This window comes from Pseudarthrobacter scleromae (assembly GCF_014644515.1).
Taxonomy (GTDB): Bacteria; Actinomycetota; Actinomycetes; order Actinomycetales; family Micrococcaceae; genus Arthrobacter; species Arthrobacter scleromae.
Genome location: NZ_BMKV01000004.1, coordinates 85,494 through 107,969 on the forward strand (window position 1 = coordinate 85,494; position 22,476 = coordinate 107,969).

Here is a 22,476-nt window from a genome sequence, read left to right on the forward strand (position 1 = left end):
TTAGACGAGTCCAGTCAGATCACCCCTGGAAGTAACGCCGAGTTTGGTGAAGACCTGGTAGAGGTGGCCTTCCACGGTGCGGACTGAGACGCCCATCTCCAGGGCGATGTCACGGTTCGAAGCGCCGCGTCCTGCCAGCCGGGCAATCTGGCGTTCCCGGCTGGTCAGCAGCGGGCTTCCGCTGCTGGGCACGATGGGAAGGTTGGCCACGGTGGCAGCCAGGATATCGAGCCGGGCCTGGGCTGTCCGTGCCGTGAGCGAGTCGCCGTCCTGGCGTGCGAAATCCACGGCAAGGGCCATGCACCGTGCCTCCACGGCATCCAGCTCCAGGGTGGCGGCAAGCTCGCCGCCCGCGAGGAGGGTCTTGGCGTCCTTGGTCCTGGTGCCGACGGCGATCAGCCGGGAGATCTCTGCCAGCGGACCCTGGCGGTGGCCCGCAATCTCCTCCAGCAGGCGGAAGTCCGCGTCGCTGCCGTTCACGGTGGCCGCGAGAAGGTTGATCCCGGCCAGGGTGAAGCGCCCTGCCTCCATGTCCCTGCGGGCGGACTGCTTGAGCCCGGCAACGGCGTCGGGATCGCCCAGCCAGCGGCCCGCCACGAGGGCGCAGAATTCCGCCATGCTCCCGGCAATGAAGCTGGAGTTTCCGGACGTCCTCTGAAGCTTGCCCAGGTATTTGCGTGCCTGCGCGGCATTGCCGGTCTGGGCATGGGCAAGTGCAATGGCTGCGTACGCGCAGCGGAGTGCCGCCTGGACGGGTTGGAGCTCCAGCTGTGCTGCCGCGGAGATCAGGGGGTCCAAGGCAGCGGCGCCACGGCCCGAATAGACATAGGCGATGCCGGCCGCAAGCTCCGTCGCGGCGCTCCGGAAGGGAAGGCTGTGCGGTTCGTCCGTGGCCTGCGGACCCAGGAGGTCGATGCACCGCCGCCACTGCCCCGCGGTCAGCAGCACCAGATAGGCCTCCTTGGTGTACCGTTCGCGCAGGCCGACGATATGGGAGGCGTCACTGATCTGGCCTCCCAGCTGCCGCATGACGCTGAGCGCATCCATTTCCCGCCCTGTCATGGCCAGCGCGGTCATCAGCAGGATGGCTGCATTCATACGGTGCCCGGTATCCGGATTCACAGCCGGATCCGAGGCTTTTTCAAGGGCCGGGATGATGGCGGCGTAGTCGCCCACGAAGGCCCGGTATTCGAACTCGCTCAGCGCCACGCGGTTGGCCGCCGCAGCAGCAGGCTCGGGCCACGCCGTGCGGCCCGGCGCCTGCTCAAGGCGCTGCCGGGCTTTCGCAAGCAGGTCCGGCACCTTGGCAGCTGCTTCCGGAAGCCACATCATGACGTGTGACTTGGCGGCTATGACGTGGGAGTACTCCTCAACATCGAGGCCGTCAAGCTCAGGCTGCGAGATGTCATCAAGTGCGGCCATGGCCTGGACGGGCATGTCCAGCTGGAGGTAGGCGGCGGCTTTCTGGCGCTGGCCGGCCACCCATTCCCTGTCCGTCCGGCGAAGCATCTCCGCGTAGGTCAGGGCGAATCGTGGGTCGAACAGCTGGACGGCAGCGTCGGCAGCCGCGAGTGCAAGGGCGGGACTCAGGTCCGCCTCGCACTCGTGGGTCCAGGCGGCGAAAGCCATCAGTTCCTCAACCGTCATCCCGCCAGGATCGGGTTCCGTGCCGCCCAGGAGCACGCTCCGCAGCTCCCTGCGCCGGGCTATGCTCAGCCAGGTGCGAACCACATCCCCAATGTACTTTTCGCGCAACGACACCCAGCGGTGGTCTGAGGCGTCGATCTCCAGCAACCCGCCGTCTTCCATGTCCGCCACCACTTCGGCGCTGTAGATGGCAGTAAGCCTTGAGAGTTCCACCCGGCGCGCGCAGGACAGCATCTCGATGACTTCCCGGGTTTCGGGCGTCTCCCTGGACCAGCGGGAGCGGACGATGTCGTCGAGGCTGGCCGCGCCATCGAGCACCACTTTGTCCCGCAGCGTCCAGACGGAGTCGGACAGGACGAGGTTCCCGGACAGCTGCTGTTCGGTGACGAGCGCCTTCAGCAACAGCGGGTTGCCGCCCACCATGTGGTGGTAGGTGCCCACCAGGGATGCCGACACCCGGTGGCCCAGGAGGGACAACAGGACCTGGCGGGTCTGCAGCTCGTTGAGGTTGCTGAGCCGGACTTCAGCGAGGCGCCGGTCCGTCAGCAGCCAATGGAAGTCCGCCGGCAGGTCACTGATCTTGGGCGCCACGGCAATGATTTTCGCCGTGCCGGTCAGGAGTACGTTCAGCAGTACCCCCGCGCTCATCTCGTCAATGCTTCCGCAGGTGTCCAGGGTGATCACGCAGGGGCGGCCGGCCGCATCGCTGCGGATCAGGGAGGTGATGCCGCGCAGTATTGCCGTGGGAGAGCCCATGTAGGCCTGCGGAAGCCGTGCGAGGAGGAAGGAAAGGCAGCCGTACGGCGTGGTGGAACCGGCCGGACCGCTGCGGAGTTGCAGCGACCACACGTCCGGGCCCAGGTCCATGACCGCTGCCCGGGCCAGCGAGGACTTCCCCACGCCGCGTCCCCCGGTGATCACCACGCCGAGGGAATCGGCGCTGGTGAGGGCCGTGCGGACCGATTCGAGGTTTGCGCCCCGGGCAGGGGCAGACCACAGCTGGCCCTCCCGCTTGCCGGAGGCATCCCTGTTCAGCCCAACGTCGTGGGGTGTTGACCCACGTCCCCAGCTGAGTGGCTCGATTGACATGAACTTTTCCCCTACATCCCCGCGATAGCGGGATGTAGCCCCATTGCTCCCCCGCATAGGAAGAAGACTACCCCGGTGCACAGACAACGAGACAGGGCAAAGGGCCTTTAAGTTTTCATGTTGCTAGCGTTCGGACTTCGCGGGGTGGAACTTCTGCTGCGCCGCGGTCAGGCCATCACGGACCAGGATCTCCACTGCGTCCGCTGCTTCGTCCAGCAGGAAGGGGAGTTCCTTGAGCTCGGCAGTACCGAAGTCGCGCAGGACATAGTCGGCCGTTTCCATGCGCCCGGGCGGCCGTCCCACCCCTACCCTGACGCGGAGGTAGTCCTTGGTGGCCAAGGCCTTGGAGATGTCCCGCAGCCCGTTGTGGCCGCCCTCTCCCCCGCCGATCTTGAGCTTTACCGTATTAAACGGGATGTCGATTTCGTCATGGACTGCCACCACATGGTCAGGGGCGATGCCGTAGAAGTTCGCCAGCGCGGCAGCAGGGCCGCCGGAAACATTCATGTAGCTCATCGGTTTTGCCAGCACCACGCGTGGTCCGCCAATGCCCAGGCGTCCTTCGAGCACCTGGGCGCGGGCCTTGTGGCTCTTGAAACCGGCACCCATCCGGCCGGCGAGTTCGTCGAGCACCATCTGGCCGACATTGTGCCTGTTGCCTTGGTACTGAGCTCCCGGGTTTCCGAGGCCAATAATGAGCCAGGTATCAGTCATGAATCAATCCTAGGGTGGGGGGTTTGCCGCGCCCGGCGCCGGTGAAAGGCACTAGACATGCCAGTGGCCGGACCCCCGCAGGGATCCGGCCACAGGCGGGGAATGCGGCTGATTACTCGGCTGCTGCTTCCTCGGAGGCTGCAGTAGCCTCTTCGGTGCCCTCGCCGGCTTCTTCTTCGGCGATCTCGATAGCTTCCGAGATGTTCACCACGAGCGCCTCGGCGTCGGTGAGCAGGACGGAGCCCTTCGGCAGCACCAGGTCGGAAGCGTGGATGTGCTCGCCGGCTGCGCGGCCTTCGATGCTGACCTCAACGGACTCCGGCAGGTGGGTGGCCTCGGCCTCGAGGGACACGACGGTGAGCTCGAGGTTGTGCACGGTGCCGGGTGCGGTTTCGCCGGAAACGTGGACGGCAACGTCAACCGTGACCTTCTCGCCCTGGCGGACGGTCAGGAGGTCGATGTGCTCGATGATCTGCTTGATGGGATCGCGCTGGACGTCCTTCACCAGGGCCAGGTGGCCTTCACCGTTGATGTCCAGGGACAGCAGGGCGTTGGCGGTGCGGACGGCCAGGGTGGTGGCCTTCGCCGGCAGGGTGATGTGGATGGGGTCTGCGCCGTGGCCGTAGATGACGGCGGGGATGAGGTTGGCCATCCGCGCGCGGCGGGCGTAGCCCTTGCCGAATTCGGTGCGTACTTCTGCTGCGAGCTTCTGCTCAGACATGGAAATCTCCTTGAAACTAAACGGTGTTCAGCAAGGGCGGAGGTCTGTCGCGACCTTCAACGCCAGGCGGCCGGAGCCGTGCCCATCTTGAAGGGAGATTCAGACCCAGTCGATAACGGAGACCTGCACTCCGGTGACCGCGTGAACAGTGACCGGCGCTCTCCCTCGCCAAGGTATCGCTGACAAGCCTACCAGCGCCGGTCGCGTTTACTGAAAACGGGACCGGCGCCGCAGCGGGCCTGCCTTAGGCGTTGCCGTCGAAGAGGCTGGTGACCGAGCCGTCGTCGAAAACCTCACGAACGGCCCGGGCGATCAACGGCGCGATGGAGAGCACGGTCAGCTGGGGGAACCGCTGGGATCCGGTGAGCGGAAGGGTGTTGGTGACCACTACCTCGCGGGCGCCGGACTCCGAGAGGCGCTTGGCGGCGGGATCGGAGAAGACCGCGTGGGTGGCCGCGATGATGACGTCCTTTGCCCCGGCGTTCTTCAGCACCTGGACGGCACCGGAAATGGTTCCGCCGGTGTCAATCATGTCGTCGATCAGGACGCAGGTGCGGCCCTCGATCTGGCCCACCACCGTCTTGGAAACAGCCTGGTTGGGCACGGTGAGGTCGCGCATCTTGTGCACGAACGCGAGCGGTGCGCCGCCCAGCCGCTCTGCCCACTGCTCCGCCACCCGGACGCGTCCGGTGTCCGGGGAGACAACGGTGACGTTCTCGGCGTCCACCCGGGTGCGGATGTAGTCGGCGAGGAGCGGGATGGCCATGAGGTGGTCCACCGGGCCGTCGAAGAAGCCCTGGATCTGCGAGGTGTGCAGGTCCACGCTCATGATGCGGTCCGCGCCTGCCGTCTTGTACAGGTCCGCAACCAGCCGGGCGGAGATGGGTTCGCGGCCGCGTCCCTTCTTGTCCTGGCGGGCGTAGGGATAGAACGGCGAGACCACCGTGATGCGCTTGGCGGAGGCGCGCTTCAGCGAATCGATCATGATCAGCTGTTCCATCAGCCAGTTGTTCAGCGGTGCCGGGTGGGCCTGGATGACGAAGGCATCGGTGCCGCGGACGCTCTCGCCGGCGCGGACGTAGATCTCGCCGTTGGCGAAGTCGTATGCGTCCACCGGCAGCAGCTCGGTACCCAGTTCCTTGGCGATTTCCCGGGCCAGCTCGGGGTGGGCCCGCCCGGTGGCGAGCACCAGCTTCTTTTCGCCGCGCGCCGTAATTTCGCTCATGGTTGGTTGCCCTCTTCTGTAGATGCCGGGGTACTTGAGGAATCTTTGGTGGCTGCCTGGGCCAGTTCAGCGGAGCGGGTTCCGGGGCGGTTCGCCGCCACCCACCCCTCGGTGTTGCGCTGCGCTGCAACGGTCAGCACGAGCGCTCCCGCGGGCACGTCCTTGCGGATCACCGCGCCGGCACCGCTGTAGGCGCCGTCCCCCACGGTGACCGGGGCAACGAAGACTGTGTTGGAACCCGTGCGGACGCCCGAGCCGATGACCGTGCGGTGCTTCTTCTCGCCGTCGTAATTCGCCGTGATGTTGCCGCAGCCGATGTTGGTGTCCTCGCCGATTTCGGCGTCTCCGGCGTACCCGAGGTGGGACAGCTTGGAGCCGCGGCCGATGGTCACATTCTTGGTTTCGTAGAAGGCGCCGATCTTGCCGGCCTCACCCAGCACCGTGCCGGGGCGAAGGTAGGTGAAGGGCCCGACGGCGGCCCGGGCGCCGATGACGGCCCCGGAACCATGGGCGCGGGTCACCGTGGCGCCCTCGCCGATGGTGACGTCCGTCAGGGTGGTATCAGGTCCGACGACGGCGTCCCTCGCCACGGTGGTGGTGCCGTGAAGCTGCGTGTTGGGAAGGATGCGGACATCCTCGTCCAGGGTCACCGATGAGTCGATCCAGGTGGTGGCGGGGTCGACGACCGTGACGCCGGCACGCATCCAGGCCTCCACGGTGCGGCGGTTCAGCTCGGCGCCCAGGGCGGAGAGCTGGACGCGGTCGTTGGCGCCTTCCACCTGCCAGCGGTCAGCAGTGACGACGGCGGCCACCCGGCCGCCCGACTCGCGGGCCAGGCCCAGGACGTCTGTCAGGTACTTCTCGCCCTGTGAATTATCGGTGGTCACGTGGGCCAGGGCGTCACGGAGGACTGCTGCGTCGAAGGCGTAAATGCCGGAATTGACCTCCCGGATGAGCCGCTCTGCCTCGGAGGAGTCCTTGTGCTCCCGGATGCCGGTGACCGTTCCATCCTCCCCGCGGAGGATCCTGCCGTAGCCGGTGGCGTCGTCCAGGACGGCGGTCAGCACGGTCACCGCGTTGGCCTCGCGCTCGTGGGTGGCCACGAGTTCCGCAAGCAGTTCACCGGAGAGCAGCGGCACGTCACCGTAGGTCACCACCACGGTGCCCGTCAGGTGCTGGTCGGCGTCGAGGGCCTGGAGGGCCACTTCCACGGCACGGCCGGTGCCCGGGATGTCGTCCTGGTCCACGATCACGGCCGCCGGATCCACGTCCGCGAGGTGGCGTGCCACCAGGTCGCGTTCATGGCGGACCACGATGGCCAACTGGCGGGGGTTGACGCTGCGGGCCGCCAGCAGGGCATGGCCCACCATGGACCTGCCGCCGATCTCATGCAAAATCTTGGGGGTACGCGACTTCATCCGGGTACCGGCGCCTGCCGCCAGGACGATTACTGCGGCCGGGCCGGTGTTCTCGGGGATCACGTACGGGCTCTCCTTGCTTGGTTACGCTGGCGCTGACGGTGGCCGGCCGACGTGCGGGCGGCACCGAATGTCATCCTACTGAACGCTCCACGCGCAGCAGTTCCGCCCATAGGATTCGAACCTATACTCCACGGCTCCAAAGGCCGGGGTGCTGCCATTACACCAGAGCGGACCGTGCCGTGGCGCGCGGCCGGGCACAAGTAGTTATTTTGCCACGGGTTAGAGGCGCTGCGCGACACGGGACGGTCCCGCCGGCCTAACCCTCCGGTTTCGCGTCCCGCGGTCCGCCCGCCGTCGCGCTGCAGGCCTGCCCGTGACCGGTGGTGCATGATGGAAATGTGAGCAACAACCCTCCGCGGACACGCATGACCGGCCTGCAGCGGCGGAGCCAGCTGATCGACGTCGGACGCGGACTTTTCGCCGCCAAGGGCCTTGACGGGACCACCATCGAGGAAATCGCGGCGTGCGCCGGGGTGTCCAAGCCGGTGATCTACGAGCACTTCGGTTCCAAGGAAGGCCTGTACACCCAGGTGGTGGACCACGAGTTCCGGCTCCTCCTCGACGCCATCAACGCCGCGCTGACCGAGGAGGCAAAACCGAGGGTCCTGGTGGAACGGGCCGCCCTCGCACTGCTGACCTACATCGAGGACCGCACGGAAGGGTTCCGGATCCTGATGCGGGACGCACCGCCGTCGCAGCCTGAGGGGGCCTTCTCCACGCTGCTCTCCCACGTCACCGCCCGCGTTGAGCACATCCTCTCCGACGAATTCTCCCGCCGCGGCCTCAGTGGCGAGGACGGCGCCATGTACGCCCAGATGCTCGTGGGAATGGTGGCAATGACCGGCCAATGGTGGCAGGACAGCCGCCAGCCGGACAAGCACACCGTCGCCGCGCACCTGGTCAACCTCGCCTGGAACGGCCTGACCGGCCTCAAAAGGGACCCGGAACTCATGTCCGAGGGGTGAAATTGTTGTCACCTACGCGGTGCGGTTACCTTCGCGGCGCAGGAGCCCTTTGCCGGCGGCCGTGGCCAGGTTCGCGGCGCAGGAGACCTTCGCCGTCGCTTAGACACGGGCCAAAATGGCCCACCGGTCGCTGAGCGACCTCATGGGCCCGATGGCCCGCGATGCGCTCCTGCGCGAAGGCCCCCCGCACCGCTAGTGCCTAGCGTTCCGTTCGGCACGTCTCCACGCACACGCGGGCACAACCACCTGCCGAAGGTTCCGCGCGAGTTGCCTGCCGCTCCTCGGCGTGAGGTGACGTTCGTTGGGAGGTGATCCTTCGGGAAGGGGACATCCGCTCGTTGGAGCCGGTCCTTCGAAAAGGAGCGCATCGCGACGCGTCAGGGCGTGGAGGTCGCCCGCGACCGGAACGTCCTCTACGCGGCGTGTCTAAGCGACGTCGAAGGGCCGGCTCCGGCACCCAAGCCGGGCGGACGCCGAAGGGCTGGCTCCGGCACCCAACCCAGCACAGCCCCGCGGATTGAACGGGCTATTCGCCGAGGACTTCCAAAGCCTCAAGCCATTCGAGTTCGAGGGCTTCGCGTTCTCCTGCGAGGTCCTTGAGTTTCTTGTTCTGTTCGGCCAGGGCGTCGAAGTCCGACTGTTCGGTGCTCTTGACCATCTGGTCGTGGACTTTCTTTTCCTGCTGTTCGAGCTTGCCAAGCTGGCGCTCGATGCGGTTCTTGGCTTTGCGGGCGTCGCGCTTTTCGGCCTCCGAGGCACCGGCGGGAGCAGCGGCTGCCGGCGCGGACCCGGCGCTGGTGACGGGGTTGCCGCCGCCGGTCACAGTGGACCCTGCCAGGGCGGATTCGCGCAGCTCGAGGTACTGGTCAACGCCGCCGGGCAGGCCGCGGAGCTTTCCGTCTCCGAGGAGCGCCATCTGGTGGTCGGTGACGCGCTCCAGGAGGTACCGGTCGTGGCTGACAACCACCAGGGTTCCCGGCCAGCCGTCCAGCACGTCCTCCACGGCAGCGAGGGTGTCCGTATCAAGGTCGTTGGTGGGTTCGTCCAGCATCAGGACGTTGGGCTCCCCCACCAGCAGCCGCAGGAGCTGCAGCCGGCGCCGCTCCCCTCCGGAGAGGTCCTTGACCGGGGTCCACTGCTTCTCATTGGTGAAGCCAAGCTGTTCCACCAGCTGGCCGGCGCTGAATTCCTTGCCGCCAACATTGAAGGAACGCTTTTCACGCTCGATGACCTCGATCACGCGAAGGTCTGCGACGTCGTCGAGCTCCTTGACCTCCTGGCTGAGGACCGCGGTGACCACGGTCTTGCCCCGCTTGACCTTCCCGGCGTCGGGGGTGATCTGTCCGTTGAGGAGTTTCAGCAGGGTGGTTTTGCCTGCGCCGTTGACGCCCACCAGTCCCAGGCGTTCGCCGGGGGCCAGCCGCAGGGTGATGTTGTCGAAGAGCTTCCGCCCGTCCTCGGCGCCCTGGAAGTCGAGGGAGACGTTTTCCAGGTCCAGCACATCCTTGCCCTGGCGTGCGGTGGCCATCTTGCTGAGGGCCATCGAGTCACGCGGGGCGGGCACGTCGGCGATGAGGGCGTTGGCGGCCTCAATGCGGAACTTCGGCTTTGCCGTCCGGGCGGGAGCGCCGCGGCGGAGCCAGGCCAGTTCCTTCTTGACCAGCTGCTGCCGCTTGCCTTCCATGACCGATGCGGAGCGGTCACGCTCGGCGCGCGCCAGCACGTAGGCCGCGTAGCCGCCTTCGAAGGGGTCGACGATGCCGTCGTGGACTTCCCAGGTCTTGTTGCAGACTTCGTCGAGGAACCACCGGTCGTGGGTGACCACCAGGAATGCACCCTGGTTCGCGCGCCACCGGGTCTTCAGGTGCCGGGACAGCCACGCCACACCCTCGACGTCGAGGTGGTTGGTCGGCTCATCAAGCATGATGACGTCGTGGTCCTCGATCAGGAGCTTGGCCAGGGCCACCCGACGCTTCTGCCCGCCGGAGAGCGCGTGGACGTTTGCGTGCCAGTCGACGTCGGAGACCAGCCCGCCCATGACTTCGCGGATCTGGGGATTGCGGGCCCATTCGTAGTCCGCCTGGTCCCCCACGATCGCCGCACCTACCGTCAGGTCGCCGTCGAGCACGTCGCTTTGGTCCAGGTAACCCACGTTGACGTCGCCCCGCTTGGTGACGCGGCCGGAATCAGGGGTGGCGCGCAGGGCCAGCAGGCGCATCAACGTGGACTTGCCGTCACCGTTGCGGCCTACCATGCCGATCCTGTCACCCTCCTCGAGTCCCAGGGTGATGCCGTCCAGGACGGTGCGGGTCGCGTAGGAGACCGTCAGGTTCTCGCCGCCAAGAAGGTGTGCCACAAGGAACTGCTTTCTGCTGCTGAGGGAGGGACTGTAAGACTTAGAGGTGGGTGTCGGAGATGATGCGCGCGCCCGGCACCGGACCGTGGACAGCGAGGGCTGTCAGGCCGTAATGCCGCAGGTCGGTGGCCAGGCCTTCCGCCGCCACCGAGTCGTCGGCCAGGAGGGCCACGGTGGGCCCCGATCCCGAGACGATCCCCGCGATGGCTCCGTGCGATTCCCCGATACCCAGCGTATCGCGCAGGGCGGGCGCCAGTTCAATGGATGCCCGCTGGAGGTCATTGACCAGGACCCGGCCCAATGCTTCGGCGTCTCCGCCGCGGAGGGCGGTGAGGATCTTGGGATCAACCCCGGTGGGTTCGGCCGCCTGGATGCCGCCGGCTTCCCTGATGCGGTCCAGGGTCCTGTAAACCTCAGGAGTGGGAAGGCCGTAATCTGCCGTGACGAGGACCCAGTGGGTCTGTGCCTTCGCCAGTGCCGGGGAAAGTTCGTCGCCCACCCCCAGCCCTACCGCCGTGCCGCCCAGGAGGGAAAACGGGACGTCGGCGCCCAGTTCCGCGGCAAGGTGCGCGAGTTCTTCCCGGGACAGGCCGCTGTTCCACAGTGCGTCGCACGCCAGGAGGGTTGCGGCAGCATCAGCCGATCCGCCGCCCATGCCGCCGGCCACGGGCACCCGCTTGGTGATCTCCAGGTGGACCCCGGTAGGGCGTTCGGAAACGTCCGCCATGATGGCTGCGGCCTTGTAGGCCAGGTTGTTCCCGTCCAGGGGGATGTCGGCGGCATCAAGGTCAACGGTGCTCGCCCGGCTCAGGCTGACGGTGATCCCGGGCGCCTCGGTGCTTGTGGCCGCGACTTCCTCATAGAGGGACACGGCGAGGTACACGCTCGCGACGGAGTGGTAGCCGTCGGGGCGGAGCGGTCCTACCTCGAGGGAGACATTGACTTTGCCGGGTGCTTTGACGCGGACTGTCCTGGCGGCGAACCGGCCTGGCAGGGCGTTCATGCCAACGCCTGCTTGGCTTCTGCGATTCTGGCAAAGGCCCGGATATCTATGACCTCACCCCTGGCAGTGGGGTCGACGCCCGCAGCAACCAGGCAGCGCTCGGCTTCCGGTGCCCCGCCTGCCCACCCGGCAAGGGCAGCCCTCAGGGTTTTGCGGCGCTGGGCGAAGGCGGCGTCCACCACCGCGAAGACCTGTTCCCGGGTTGCAGTGGTGGCGGGGGGCTCGCGGCGCGTAAACGCCACCAGCCCGGAATGGATTTTCGGCGCAGGCCAGAAGACGTTCATCCCAATGACGCCGGCTTTGCGCATCTGGCTGTACCAGGCGGCTTTGACGGACGGCACACCGTAGGTCTTGGATCCGGGGCCGGCGGCGAGCCGGTCAGCCACCTCGTCCTGGACCATCACCAGCCCGTGCTGAAGGCTGGGGAAATGCTGCAGCAGGTGGAGCACCACCGGGACCGCGACGTTGTAGGGCAGGTTGGCCACCAGCGCGGTGGGCTGCACGGGGAGCTCCGTGACCTTCATGGCATCGGCGTGCACCAGATGGAAACGTGCAGCAGAAGACGGCCGCCACTCCTTGACCGTCGCCGGGAGCTTGGCGGCCAGCACGGGGTCGATTTCCACTGCCACCACGGACGCTGCGGCATCGAGCAGTCCGAGGGTCAGGGATCCCAGCCCCGGGCCCACCTCCAACACCGTCTCGTCAGGTCCAACGTCTGCGGCGGCCACGATCCTGCGGATGGTGTTTCCGTCAATCACAAAGTTCTGGCCGAGGGTCTTGGTGGGGCGAATTCCGATCTCCTCCGCGAGCCGGCGTATGTCGGATGCACCAAAGAGCGGTGCGGGCGCGGGGATTGGTTCAGTCACCTAGGTATCCTATCCCGCGCGGCACATCCGCCCCGCAGGGAGAAACAGGCGCCATAAACAGCCTGAATAAACGGCTGCGGCCGGGCACGGAGGTCCGTGCCCGGCCGCAGCGCCCTGACGGGCACGCAATCGTGGGGGTTAGCTGGTGGCAGCCCAGCCGCAGCCCCACGGCTGAAGGCCGCGCTGCGCGTACACGCGGTTGGCAATGTCGATCTGCTGGGCCTTGGTGGCAAGGCTGGCGTTGGGGGCGTAGGCCCCGCCGCCGGCGCCGATCCAGGTCCGGATGTCGAACTGAAGGCCGCCATAGTAGCCGTTACCGGAGTTGATGCTCCAGTTTCCGGTGGACTCGCACTGGGCGATCTTGTCCCACATGGCTTCGTTCATCATGGCCGGAGCAGCGGCACCGGTGTTGGCACCCGCACCTGCAGGGGTAGCGGCCTTTGCCGCGGGGGCCGCCTGGGCAACAGGCTTCGGCTTGGTGCCAACGGTGACCTTCTCCGGCACGGGCTGGACGGCTACTGTTTCCGATACCAGGGTGCGCGAGGCTTCGCGGCCGTCCACCAGCACGAGCTTGTAGGTTTTCTCGAGCTTGCCTGCGGCGCCCTTCTGGGTAACTTCCTTCTCCCCCTTGAGCAGCTCGCCGCTCTCGCTCGTGACGGTCTCGAACGGAACGTCCTCGGTGGAGACTGCGGTCTGGCCGGTGTCAACGCGCGACACCTTGATCACCATGTTGTTGACCACATGGGCGTTGACCGGCTGCGAGGAGCGGTCGTTGGCACCCAGGACCAGGCCGGCGTCTTCGAGGACCTTGCCCACGGTCGATGCCGTGGTGGTGGCGGTGTCCACCTTGCCGTCCGCAACGAGGCTGACGGTCTTGGGGGTGGAGATGGAGACGTAGGACCCGGCGATGGACAGCTGGGCGTCCTTGGGGGCGGAAACCGACGAAGCGCTGGCGACGCCGAGTTCAGTGACCAGGCCGGCGACGTCCTGGGCCGTGGTGTTGACCGTCTTCTCGGAGCCGTCGAGGCTGACCTTGACTTCCTTCGCCTTGTTGACGTTGATCACGGTGCCGTTCTGGACCGAGGCATCAACCGACGGCGACACGCGGTCAGCAGGGTTCAGCTCCAGGTTGGCGCTCTTGACCACCTGCCCCACGGTTCCGCCGAACGTCTGCACGGACGAGACCTTCCCATCGACGTTGAGCGTGATGGTTTTGTTATTGCCCACAAAGGCTACGAGGCCCACCACGAGCGCGCACAGCACCAGAAGCTGGGCACCAACCTTGACGAAGCTGAACTTGCCGTCCGATGTGAAGAACTTGCTCACGTTTGCCCGTAACTTTAGGTCCTTCCGGGCACGGGGAAATCGCGCAATAAAAGGCCCGGCACCGCCAGCAAAGGCAGTCCGGGCACCGTTGCGCCGCCACACTCCGCGCAACGGGCAAGCCGGGACAGAGCCCAGCAATCCTGCTGCAGAAAGAAGTGAAATTACCCGTTGGCCTTCCCCGACCCCGGCTAATAAATGTCCACTGTAACCGTAGCGTTATAAAGCCGCCAAGAAATGTGCATACCGGGTATTCATTATGTAACGCCCGGACATCGGACTTTCAGTCCCAGCTTCCGTATGCCTTCACGGTATTGGCCGCGATTCCGGCGCACAGACCAGCCAGGTCAGTTCCTGTCAATTCGGCCATCGCCCGGACCGTGTAAGGGACCATGTAGCTGGCATTTGGCCGGCCCCGATGCGGGTGCGGCGTAAGGAACGGCGCATCGGTTTCCACCAGGATGAGCTCGGGGTCAGCCACCGCGAGCGCAGCACGCAGGTTGGCGGCGTTGCGGAAGGTCAGGGTTCCGGCAAAGGACATCCACCACCCCTCCTCGTTGCAGGTTCTTGCCAGGTCCTCATCACCGGAGAAACAGTGGAAGACCACGCGTTCCGGTGCCCCTTCTTCCCGGAGCACCTGGACAACGTCGTCATGCGCGTCCCGGTCGTGGATCTGGAGCGTCAGGTCCAGGCGTTTGGCGATGTCGATGTGGCGGCGGAAGGAGTGCCGCTGGTGCGCCAGGCCTTCTCCTTCGGTGCGGAAGAAGTCCAGGCCGGTCTCGCCGATGGCCCGGATCCGCGGGTGGGCGGCCAGCTGTTCAATTTCTGCCAGCGCCTCCTCCAGCTGGCCGCGGGCGGCGTAGCGGGGGGCGTCATTGGGATGCAACGCCACGGCCCCCAACAGCCGCCGGTCCAGGTCCACGGCCTGGACGGTAAACCGTGACGACTCAAGGTCGCAGCCCACCTGCACCGCACCCTGGACGCCCACGGCGGCGGCCGCATTCAACGCTGCCGATATTCCAACGGGAGCCTTGCCATCCGGGAAGTCAAGGTGCGTGTGGTTGTCCATGACCGGCACCGGCAGGGGCTCGGGAGCGGGCGGGAAGGCTTTCTGCCGGGAACTGCGCGGCTCCTGCGCGTCATCGGCAGCAGGGTCCTGGTAAGCGGCAGGAGGAAGCGAAGTGCACATCCATCCAGCCTAGCTGCGGAACCCTTCCCCAATTTTGTCGGAACTCTCTGTCAGCTGCGGCAGTTGTGTTAGTAGTCTGGTACGAACACATGCGAACGCCCACCGCCGGGCGACGGCAGGCTTGTTGTCCCGTCCAGGTGAAACCCCGGGCTGAAAGGTTGCCGATGGAATCCCACCGACGCACTGCCAACGATGTGAGCGCTGCGAACCGCACTCTGGCGGGGCTCGCTGATCCCGTCAGCCACCTGAACGGGCACCGCCCCGCCGCCATGGACGCGGAAGGTTTCCACGCGGCAACGCAGCGCATCCTCTCGTCTGTCAATACCGTCATCGATGGGAAATCCGACGCCGCCAAGCTGGCGCTGACCGTCCTGCTGGCCCAGGGGCACTTGCTGCTCGAAGACGTGCCCGGAGTCGGGAAAACACTCCTCGCGAAGACCCTTGCCCGCACCATCGACTGCACCGTCAACCGGATCCAGTTCACCCCCGACCTGCTGCCGTCAGACGTGACGGGTGTGTCCATCTACAACCAGTCCTCCCGGCTCTTCGAGTTCCGGCCCGGCGCGGTCTTTGCCAACATTGTTATTGGCGACGAAATCAACCGGGCCTCCGCCAAGACCCAGTCGGCGCTGCTCGAATGCATGGAAGAGCACCAGGTCACGGTTGACGGCACCTCGTACCGGCTCGACGAGCCGTTCATGGTGGTGGCCACCCAGAACCCCATCGAAATGGAAGGGACCTATCCGTTGCCCGAGGCGCAACGGGACCGGTTCATGGCCCGGATCTCCATGGGTTACCCGGACAAGGACGCCGAAATTGAGATGCTCGAAACGCACCAGGCCACCTCGCCACTGACCAAGGTCTCCGCGGTGGTCACTTCGGCGGAGGTGGCCGCCATGATCACCACCGTGCAACAGGTCTACGTGTCCAAGGCCGTCAAGGAGTACACGGTATCGCTGGGCAGGGCCACCAGGGAAAGTCCGCTGCTGCGGCTCGGCGCCAGCCCCCGGTCCCTGCTGCAGCTGCTGCGGGCAGCGAAAGCCACCGCTGCCCTGGACGCCCGGGACTTCGTTCTGCCGGACGACGTCGTCCACGTTGCCGAAGCCGTCCTGGCGCACCGGATCATCCTGGACCGCAAGGCTGCAGGGTCCGGGGAAACCCCGCACAGCGTCCTGAGGGGCATCCTGTCCCGCCTGCCTGTCACTTCGGAGACTGCCGGCACCGGCACCCGGAATGCGGCACCTGCCGGCAGGACGGCGGCCCCGGTCACCGGCCTGAGCAGGAACAAGTAGGAAAACCCATGGCGCTGCCGGACAGGCTACCGCGGCACCTCTTCACTCAACGCGGCTGGGGCATGATCGCCGCCGGCGGGGTCGCAGTGGGCGCCGCACACGTTATGGGCCGCAGGGACCTGCTGACGCTGGCGGTACTGCTGATCGTCCTCCCCCTGGTTTCCCTCGCCGGGATCCGGCTGGTCAAGCCCCGCTTCCAGGTGTACCGGGAGTTCACTCCGTCTCCCGTGGAAACGTCCGCACCCACAAGCGTGCGGCTCGCGGTGGCACGGACGGGCAGCGGCAGCGGAAGCGCCACCATGGAGGAGCGGCTGCCTGCCCGGTTCGGCGAATCGCCGGCTTTCCGGTTCCCTTCACGGTCAGCCGCCGGGGGCACCAGCCGGTATGAATACCATCTCCGTTCGGCCCAGCGCGGCCAGTTCCTCATCGGCCCGGTGACAGCCGAATTCACGGATCCGTTTGGCCTGTCACTGCACCGGCAGGCAATAGACGACGGCGACATCCTCACCGTGACGCCCGCCGCCGTCGTCCTTCCCCTCACTGGACTGGCCGGCGCGCGCGGCAACGATGGCGTGACGGCAACCAGGATCCGCGCCAACCCCAGCGACGACGACGTGATGACCCGCGAGTACCGCCACGGCGACCCGATGCGGCGGGTGCACTGGGCTGCCACCGCACGCCACGGCGACCTCATGGTGCGCCAGGAGGAATCCGTCACCACACCGGAGGCCACGGTCATCATGGACCACAGGTACGGTGCGTTTTCCGGAGGTTCCGGCGGCGGGCCGGCGGGGCAGGCAGGCCCGGACGGGCACCCCATGGCCACCAGCGGAACCTTCGAATGGTCGGTCGTGGCAGTTATGTCCATCAGTGCACACCTGGCTGAACGGAACTATGCGCTGCGCCTGCTCGACACGGGGGGCAGTCCCGCTTTCCTGCAATCGCCGTCGGCTCCGGAACCTGAGGTGGAGGAATACAGCGGCGCAGCCGGACTCCAGTCCATCGCAGAAAGCCTTGCCGCCATACAGCTGACCGGGCCCCACCATCCACACCGTGACAATGCCCTCCAGCAATGGGCGGGCCGGGTCGGTGCATCCAACGACCGCACTGCCCTCGACGCTGGCCCTGAGGCGTTTGATGACCTGCTCATGGACAAGCTTTCCGCACACCGCATGAGGGGACCGGTGATCGCAGTCCTCGGGACACTCTCGCGGTTGGAGGCCCTGGCCCTCGCCCCTGCCGCGGGCTACGCCACCAATGCCTTCGCCGTCATCGTGACGGAAAAGCCCGGCGAGTCAGCCGAGGTCCTGGAAGTGCTGCGGCAGGGAGGCTGGCGTGCGGTGGCCGTTGCGCCAGCCGTCCCCGTGGCATCGGCCTGGAGCCAGTTCGACCAGGACGTGGCAGTGCCCGCTCCCTCAGCGGAGGTCCGCCGCGGAACCGGGGCTGCGCTGTGACAGCGGCACCAACACGCAGTCCGGGAGCCAGCAGGCAGTCCGGACGCCGGCAGGAGAAGACCGCCGCCCGGCAACGGGTGGGCCCCTATCCCTGGGTGATGGCCGCCGCCATCGCCCTAGCTGTCTCCGGTGCCGCGCTTTCGCTGAACGGGGTGCTCCGCGGCTGGGGCTGGTACTGGCCCGTCCTGACCACCGTCCTGGTGGTCAGCCTCACGCTGGCTGCCCTGCGGTCCGTGCGCGCCCAGCCCCTGCTGGTGACGGCCGGCGGATTCATCTCCCTGGGCGCCGTCCTGACCCTGACCTTCTTCCGCGGCTCCAGCGTGGCCGGCTTCATCCCTACCGGCGGAACCTTGGTGGAGCTGGACCGCCTGATCCGGAGGGCCAGCGAAACTGTCCTTTCCGAGACTGCGCCCGTGGCGCCCAATGTGGGCATTGTCATGGTCATTTGCGCTGTCCTGGGCCTGGCGGTGATCCTGGTGGACGCCCTTGCGCTGCCGCTCGGCATACCCGCTGCTTCCGGGGTGGGGCTGCTGGCCATCCTGGTGGTCCCGGCAATGATCAAGCCGCAGAGCGTGGGCTTCTGGGGATTCGCTTTCACGGTGGCGGGGTACCTGGCGATCCTCGCGTGCAGCCAGTATTTCGCCCCCAGCGCCCGGTTCCAGACTGATTCCGCCAGGAGCCCTGGCCAGATGAAGCGCGCCGTGCTCACGGGATCTGTCGCACTGGCCGCCACGCTGGTGGTGCCCATGGCAATTCCCGGCTTTGACCAGGGAACGTTTCCGCAGGGTTCCCGGCTCAACCCCTGGGGCACCTCCACTGGACTCAACCCCATGATCACGCTGGGCAACAGCCTGCGGACACCTGACGGCAGCGGCCGGATCACCTACGCCACGAGTGCCTCCACCCCGCTGTACCTGCGCTCCGTCACGGTGGACAATTTCGACGGTGACTCCTGGGGCCCGGACGACCGTGACGCCTCACGGCTGCCCCTGGGCGAGCGCATCGATCCCGGCTATACGGTCCTGGCGGACGAGCAGCAGCGGCTGGTCACAGCCATCGACGCCGGCAGTTTCACCAGCCCCTATCTCCCTGCCCCTTATGCCCCGGAATCGGTACGGGGACTCAGCGGGCGGTGGACCTGGGACCCGGCCACCCTGAGCATCAAAGGTTCGGACACCACCACGTCCCGGCGGCAGGAGTACCTGGTGACGTCCACCGCCCCCCGGCTGACGGCAGGGCTCCTGGCCCAGTCCTCAGCCGCCGTCCAGGGGATCCCGGACGACTTCACCAGGATTCCCGGTAACGTTCCGGACATCGTCCGCAGCACCGCCGATACCGTGGCGGGGACAGGCACCCCCTACGCGAAGGCGATGGCCATCCAGAAGTACCTCCGTTCGGCGGAGTTCACCTATTCCCTGCAGTCTCCGGTGCAGGGTGGCTACGACGGCAACGGGCTGTCGGTCCTGGCCGACTTCCTGGAACAAAAGAGCGGCTACTGCATCCACTACGCGTCCGCGATGGCTGTGATGGCGAGGCTGGAAGGCATCCCCAGCCGCATCGCGGTGGGTTACGCACCCGGCAGGCTCACCGGAGCCACAGTTTCGGTGGCAGGCCAGGGAGCGCTGCCGGAATATGAGGTGGACGCACGCGATGCCCACGCCTGGCCGGAGCTCTACTTCCAAGGCCTGGGCTGGGTGCCTTTCGAGCCCACGCCCTCCCGTGGCGTGGTTCCCGACTATGCCACGGAATCGTCCACCGCCGCCGCCCCTGACGTGCTGGACAACAATGATGACCTGCTTCCCGACGCCACCCCGGCTCCCACCCCCGCGCCGAGCGCCACTGCGCTGCCCGCCCCCGGCGGCGGCGGAAACGCCGGTTCGGGAGTGCAGCTCCTGCCGTGGCTGCTTGGCGCAGCCGGCGTCCTGGGGATGGCACTGCTGGTGGCCGCGCCCCGGCTCATCAGGACGGGCATCAGGGCCAGGCGGCTGAGGCCCCAGGATCCCGGAAATGCGGTACCCCTGGGCTGGCGTGAACTGCTGGACCTCGGCACCGACTATGGCCTTCCCCCCGGTTCCAGCGAAACGCCCCGCGCTTATTCAGCGCGGCTGCGCGGCGCGCTGCTGGGGGATCCCGATGGCCTGGACCGGGCGGCGCACCAGGCTGTTGCCGCGCTCACGGCAGGCTTCGAACGCCACAGCTATGGCCGCCCGTCCGGCGCCGTCCCGGAGGCGGCGGTTGACGGCGGACAGCCCGGTCCAGCCCGCGGCACCGGCAGCGCCGTGGCAGCGCAGGTTGCGGCGGTGGAATCGTCCCTGCAGGCCAATGCGAGGCTGGCGCGGCGGCTTCAGGCGGCTTGGATCCCGCCGTCCGTCATGGGACGGCTGGGCCGGCTGCTGGCCGCACCGTTCCTGGCCGCGGGGCGATTCCTGCGCAGGACGGCAAAAGCCGCCGCACGCTCCCGTCCTGGTCCTTCCAGGCAGGGAGTGCGCGACGGCGTTCGGCGGCAAAGCGGCGGCTGACCGGCCGCTTTGCCTGATCCGGGCGTTACCCGGCGTAGGGGTCTGCGATGCCGATGTACTGGGTGTAGAGGTATTCCTCGATGCCTTCGAGGCCGCCCTCGCGTCCCAGGCCGGACTGCTTGACGCCGCCGAAGGGTGCTGCGGCGTTGGAGATGACGCCGGCATTCAGGCCGAGCATGCCCGTTTCGAGGCGTTCGCCCATCCGGATGCCGCGGTTCAGGTCCTTGGTGAAGACGTAGGCCACGAGTCCGTATTCGGTGTTGTTGGCCAGCCGCACCGCGTCATCCTCGGAGCTGAAGGTGATGATGGGCGCCACCGGTCCGAAGATCTCCTCGGACAGGATGCGGGTGCCTTCGGTGACGCCGGAAAGGATGGTGGGCTGGTAGAAGTAGCCCGGACCTTCCACCGGCCCGCCGCCCAGGACGGCCGTGGCGCCGGAGGCAACGGCGTCGGAGACCAGTTCGTGGACCTTGTCCCGGCTCTTCGCGTCAATCAGCGGGCCCACCTTGGACTCCGGCTCGGTGCCGCGGGCAGTGGTCATGTCCTTCATCTTCGCGGCGAACTTCTCCGCGAACTCGGCCGCGACGGATTCGTGCACGATGAAGCGGTTCGCGGCCGTGCAGGCCTCGCCCATGTTGCGGAGCTTGGCGAGCATGGCCCCGGCGACGGCGGCGTCGAGGTCGGCGTCCTCGAAGACCAGGAACGGGGCGTTGCCGCCGAGTTCCATGGAGGTGCGCAGGACAGTTTCGGACGCGTCGGAGAGCAGGCGGCGGCCCACCTCGGTAGACCCGGTGAAGGAGAGCTTGCGGAGCCGGGAATCCTTGATCAGCGGGCCGGTGGTGGCGCCTGCGGTGGAGGTGGGGATGACGTTCAGGACTCCGGCGGGGAGGCCGGCTTCCATCATGACGGCGGCGAACAGCTGGGAGGTCAGCGGGGTAAGGTTCGCGGACTTCAGGACCATGGTGCAGCCTGCAGCGACGGCCGGGGCGATCTTGCGGGTGGCCATGGCCAGGGGGAAGTTCCATGGCGTGATCAGCAGGCACGGGCCCACCGGCTTCTTCGTCACCAGGAGCCGGGACTTGCCATCCGGGGAGACCGAGTAGCGGCCAAACGCGCGGACGGCCTCCTCGGAGAACCAGCGCAGGAACTCGGCACCGTACGTGACCTCACCGCGGGCCTCGGCCAGCGGCTTTCCCATTTCCATGGTCATCAGCAGCGCGAAGTCCTCAGCGCGCTCGGTCACCAGCTCGAACGCGCGGCGCAGGATTTCGCCCCGTTCGCGCGGCGGCACCTTTGCCCACGACTCCTGCGCCGCGGCGGCAGCGTCCAGGGCTGCCTTACCGTCCTCGGCGCCGGCATCGGCAAGGCTCAACAGCACCTTCCCGGTGGCAGGATCCTCGACGTCGAAGGTCTTCCCGGAGATGGCGTCCCGCCATTCACCGTTGATGAGCAGGCCAGTGGGGACAGAGGCCAGAAGGGCGCTTTCGCGGTCTGCGGAAACGGCCGGCTGTGCAGTGACAGTCACGATGACTCCCTCGTCAGTAGGGTTGGTGCAGCCCTTGGCGGCGGCCGGAGTGACCGGGCCCATACAGGCTGAATTACTGCCAGACTACTGCGGCGGCTTCGGGCTGGTCTACGCCGTTGCGCACTGCCGCATCACGGCGCTGCTGTGCAGCTGCACAGCAGCCCAGGCATCGTGTGCGGGACCGTCAGCGGGCCGCAAGGACGGCGGAGTACAGTTCCCGCTTGCTCACCCGGACGTCCTCGGCCACCGCTGCCACCGCTTCCTTGAGCCGGATGCCCTGGGCCACGAGTTCGTTCACGGCTGCTACATGGTCCTCCGGCGTCCCGGGCGCCTTTTCCGGCGCCCCGCCGAGGACAACAGCGATCTCGCCCCTGATCTCCGTGCTTTCCGCCCACACCAGAAGTTCACTGAGGGTGCCGCGGATGACCTCTTCATAGGTTTTGGTCAATTCACGGCAGACGGCCACCGGACGGTCCGGTCCGAACCGGTCGCGCAGCGCCCGGAGCATTACCTCCAGCCGGTGCGGTGCCTCGAAGAACACCATGGTCCTGCGCTCCCCCGCAAGCTCGGCCAGGCGCGACGCCCGCTCACCGGCCTTCCGCGGAAGGAACCCTTCAAAGCAGAAGCGGTCCGTGGGCAGGCCGGACAACGCCAGGGCGGTGAGTACCGCTGACGGCCCCGGGACGGCCGTCACTGTGAGGCCGGCCGCGACCGCCCCTTCAACCAGGCGGAAGCCCGGGTCCGAAACCGAGGGCATCCCGGCGTCGGTAACCATGACCAGGGTGCTTCCTGCCTGCACCTGTGCCAGCAGCTCGGCCGTCTTGGTAGCCTCGTTGTGCTCGTGGTAGCTGATGACCCGCCCGGCCACGGTGACGCCCAGGCTCTGGACCAGCCGGTGGAGGCGGCGGGTGTCCTCGGCTGCCACGATGTCCGCGGTTCCCAGCAGTTCCACCAGCCGCGCGGAAGCGTCACCGGTGTTCCCGATCGGGGTGGCCGCGAGCACGATGCGCCCCGCAGGTGCCGGGCCGGAATCAGGAAGGGTGCTGGGGTTAGGGTCCACGCCACCAGCCTACTGCTGCCGGGGACCGCCGGCCGCAAACGGTAGCA

Annotated in this window: 16 protein-coding genes and 1 tRNA gene; 4 read left to right on the forward strand and 13 right to left on the reverse strand. The window is 67.1% G+C overall.

The genetic code is table 11. The features are described 5' to 3' along the window. From IEX33_RS11365 to IEX33_RS11390, 6 genes are all read right to left on the reverse strand, one after another. On the reverse strand, positions 1 to 2,736 hold the full coding sequence (locus IEX33_RS11365; protein WP_188730265.1) for a LuxR C-terminal-related transcriptional regulator: 2,736 nt from the start codon (positions 2,734 to 2,736) through the stop codon (positions 1 to 3). Positions 2,737 to 2,859: 123 nt separating this feature from the next. Continuing rightward, positions 2,860 to 3,450 carry an aminoacyl-tRNA hydrolase gene (gene pth, locus IEX33_RS11370; protein ID WP_188730268.1) on the reverse strand — a complete coding sequence of 197 codons (591 nt, stop codon included), beginning with the start codon at positions 3,448 to 3,450 and terminating at the stop codon, positions 2,860 to 2,862. Between the two features lie 112 nt (positions 3,451 to 3,562). Next, on the reverse strand, positions 3,563 to 4,171 hold the full coding sequence (locus IEX33_RS11375) for a 50S ribosomal protein L25/general stress protein Ctc (RefSeq protein ID WP_188730270.1): 609 nt from the start codon (positions 4,169 to 4,171) through the stop codon (positions 3,563 to 3,565). A 244-nt stretch (positions 4,172 to 4,415) separates the two neighbouring features. Next, positions 4,416 to 5,396: a ribose-phosphate diphosphokinase gene (locus IEX33_RS11380; RefSeq protein WP_104185336.1), complete on the reverse strand. Its 981-nt coding sequence runs from the start codon at positions 5,394 to 5,396 to the stop codon at positions 4,416 to 4,418. Beyond that, the gene (gene glmU, locus IEX33_RS11385) at positions 5,393 to 6,877 is read right to left on the reverse strand and encodes a bifunctional UDP-N-acetylglucosamine diphosphorylase/glucosamine-1-phosphate N-acetyltransferase GlmU (RefSeq protein ID WP_188730272.1); all 1,485 of its coding nucleotides are present in this window, start codon (positions 6,875 to 6,877) and stop codon (positions 5,393 to 5,395) included. The genes IEX33_RS11380 and glmU overlap by 4 nt, the downstream gene beginning before the upstream one ends. 100 nt (positions 6,878 to 6,977) lie before the next feature. Further along, a tRNA-Gln gene (locus IEX33_RS11390) sits at positions 6,978 to 7,049 on the reverse strand. Positions 7,050 to 7,215: 166 nt separating this feature from the next. Between IEX33_RS11390 and IEX33_RS11395 the strand changes: the two genes are divergently transcribed. Further along, a complete protein-coding gene (locus tag IEX33_RS11395; RefSeq protein ID WP_188730273.1) occupies positions 7,216 to 7,842 on the forward strand; it encodes a TetR/AcrR family transcriptional regulator in 627 nt (208 codons plus the stop codon). A 526-nt stretch (positions 7,843 to 8,368) separates the two neighbouring features. On the opposite strand, the gene IEX33_RS11400 is transcribed toward IEX33_RS11395, so the two are convergent. From IEX33_RS11400 to IEX33_RS11420, 5 genes are all read right to left on the reverse strand, one after another. Further along, complete coding sequence (locus tag IEX33_RS11400; protein ID WP_188730275.1) at positions 8,369 to 10,198, reverse strand: ABC-F family ATP-binding cassette domain-containing protein; 1,830 nt, start codon at positions 10,196 to 10,198, stop codon at positions 8,369 to 8,371. A 40-nt stretch (positions 10,199 to 10,238) separates the two neighbouring features. Next, positions 10,239 to 11,201 (reverse strand): 4-(cytidine 5'-diphospho)-2-C-methyl-D-erythritol kinase, encoded by a 963-nt coding sequence (locus IEX33_RS11405; protein WP_188730277.1) that lies wholly within the window; start codon positions 11,199 to 11,201, stop codon positions 10,239 to 10,241. Continuing rightward, positions 11,198 to 12,067: a 16S rRNA (adenine(1518)-N(6)/adenine(1519)-N(6))-dimethyltransferase RsmA gene (gene rsmA / locus IEX33_RS11410; RefSeq protein ID WP_188730279.1), complete on the reverse strand. Its 870-nt coding sequence runs from the start codon at positions 12,065 to 12,067 to the stop codon at positions 11,198 to 11,200. The genes IEX33_RS11405 and rsmA overlap by 4 nt, the downstream gene beginning before the upstream one ends. A gap of 138 nt (positions 12,068 to 12,205) precedes the next feature. Continuing rightward, positions 12,206 to 13,393 carry a resuscitation-promoting factor gene (locus tag IEX33_RS11415; RefSeq protein WP_188730281.1) on the reverse strand — a complete coding sequence of 396 codons (1,188 nt, stop codon included), beginning with the start codon at positions 13,391 to 13,393 and terminating at the stop codon, positions 12,206 to 12,208. A gap of 280 nt (positions 13,394 to 13,673) precedes the next feature. Continuing rightward, entirely contained in the window at positions 13,674 to 14,579 is a 906-nt protein-coding gene (locus tag IEX33_RS11420; RefSeq protein ID WP_188730283.1) for a TatD family hydrolase, read from the reverse strand. 164 nt (positions 14,580 to 14,743) lie between these two features. Between IEX33_RS11420 and IEX33_RS11425 the strand changes: the two genes are divergently transcribed. From IEX33_RS11425 to IEX33_RS11435, 3 genes are read left to right on the forward strand one after another with little or no spacing between them, the layout of a single operon-like run. Continuing rightward, positions 14,744 to 15,871, forward strand: coding sequence for an AAA family ATPase (locus tag IEX33_RS11425; RefSeq protein WP_188730284.1), 1,128 nt, complete (start codon positions 14,744 to 14,746; stop codon positions 15,869 to 15,871). Positions 15,872 to 15,879: 8 nt separating this feature from the next. After that, positions 15,880 to 17,325 (forward strand): DUF58 domain-containing protein, encoded by a 1,446-nt coding sequence (locus IEX33_RS11430; protein ID WP_188730286.1) that lies wholly within the window; start codon positions 15,880 to 15,882, stop codon positions 17,323 to 17,325. Continuing rightward, positions 17,322 to 19,844 (forward strand): transglutaminase TgpA family protein, encoded by a 2,523-nt coding sequence (locus IEX33_RS11435; protein WP_188730289.1) that lies wholly within the window; start codon positions 17,322 to 17,324, stop codon positions 19,842 to 19,844. The genes IEX33_RS11430 and IEX33_RS11435 overlap by 4 nt, the downstream gene beginning before the upstream one ends. Positions 19,845 to 19,869: 25 nt before the next feature. Here IEX33_RS11435 and IEX33_RS11440 read toward each other — a convergent pair whose 3' ends face one another. Together IEX33_RS11440 and rsmI are read right to left on the reverse strand one after the other, a co-directional pair. After that, positions 19,870 to 21,369 (reverse strand): NAD-dependent succinate-semialdehyde dehydrogenase, encoded by a 1,500-nt coding sequence (locus IEX33_RS11440; protein WP_188730291.1) that lies wholly within the window; start codon positions 21,367 to 21,369, stop codon positions 19,870 to 19,872. A gap of 184 nt (positions 21,370 to 21,553) precedes the next feature. Continuing rightward, complete coding sequence (gene rsmI, locus IEX33_RS11445; RefSeq protein ID WP_104185347.1) at positions 21,554 to 22,429, reverse strand: 16S rRNA (cytidine(1402)-2'-O)-methyltransferase; 876 nt, start codon at positions 22,427 to 22,429, stop codon at positions 21,554 to 21,556. Between the last annotated feature and the right edge of the window lie 47 nt (positions 22,430 to 22,476).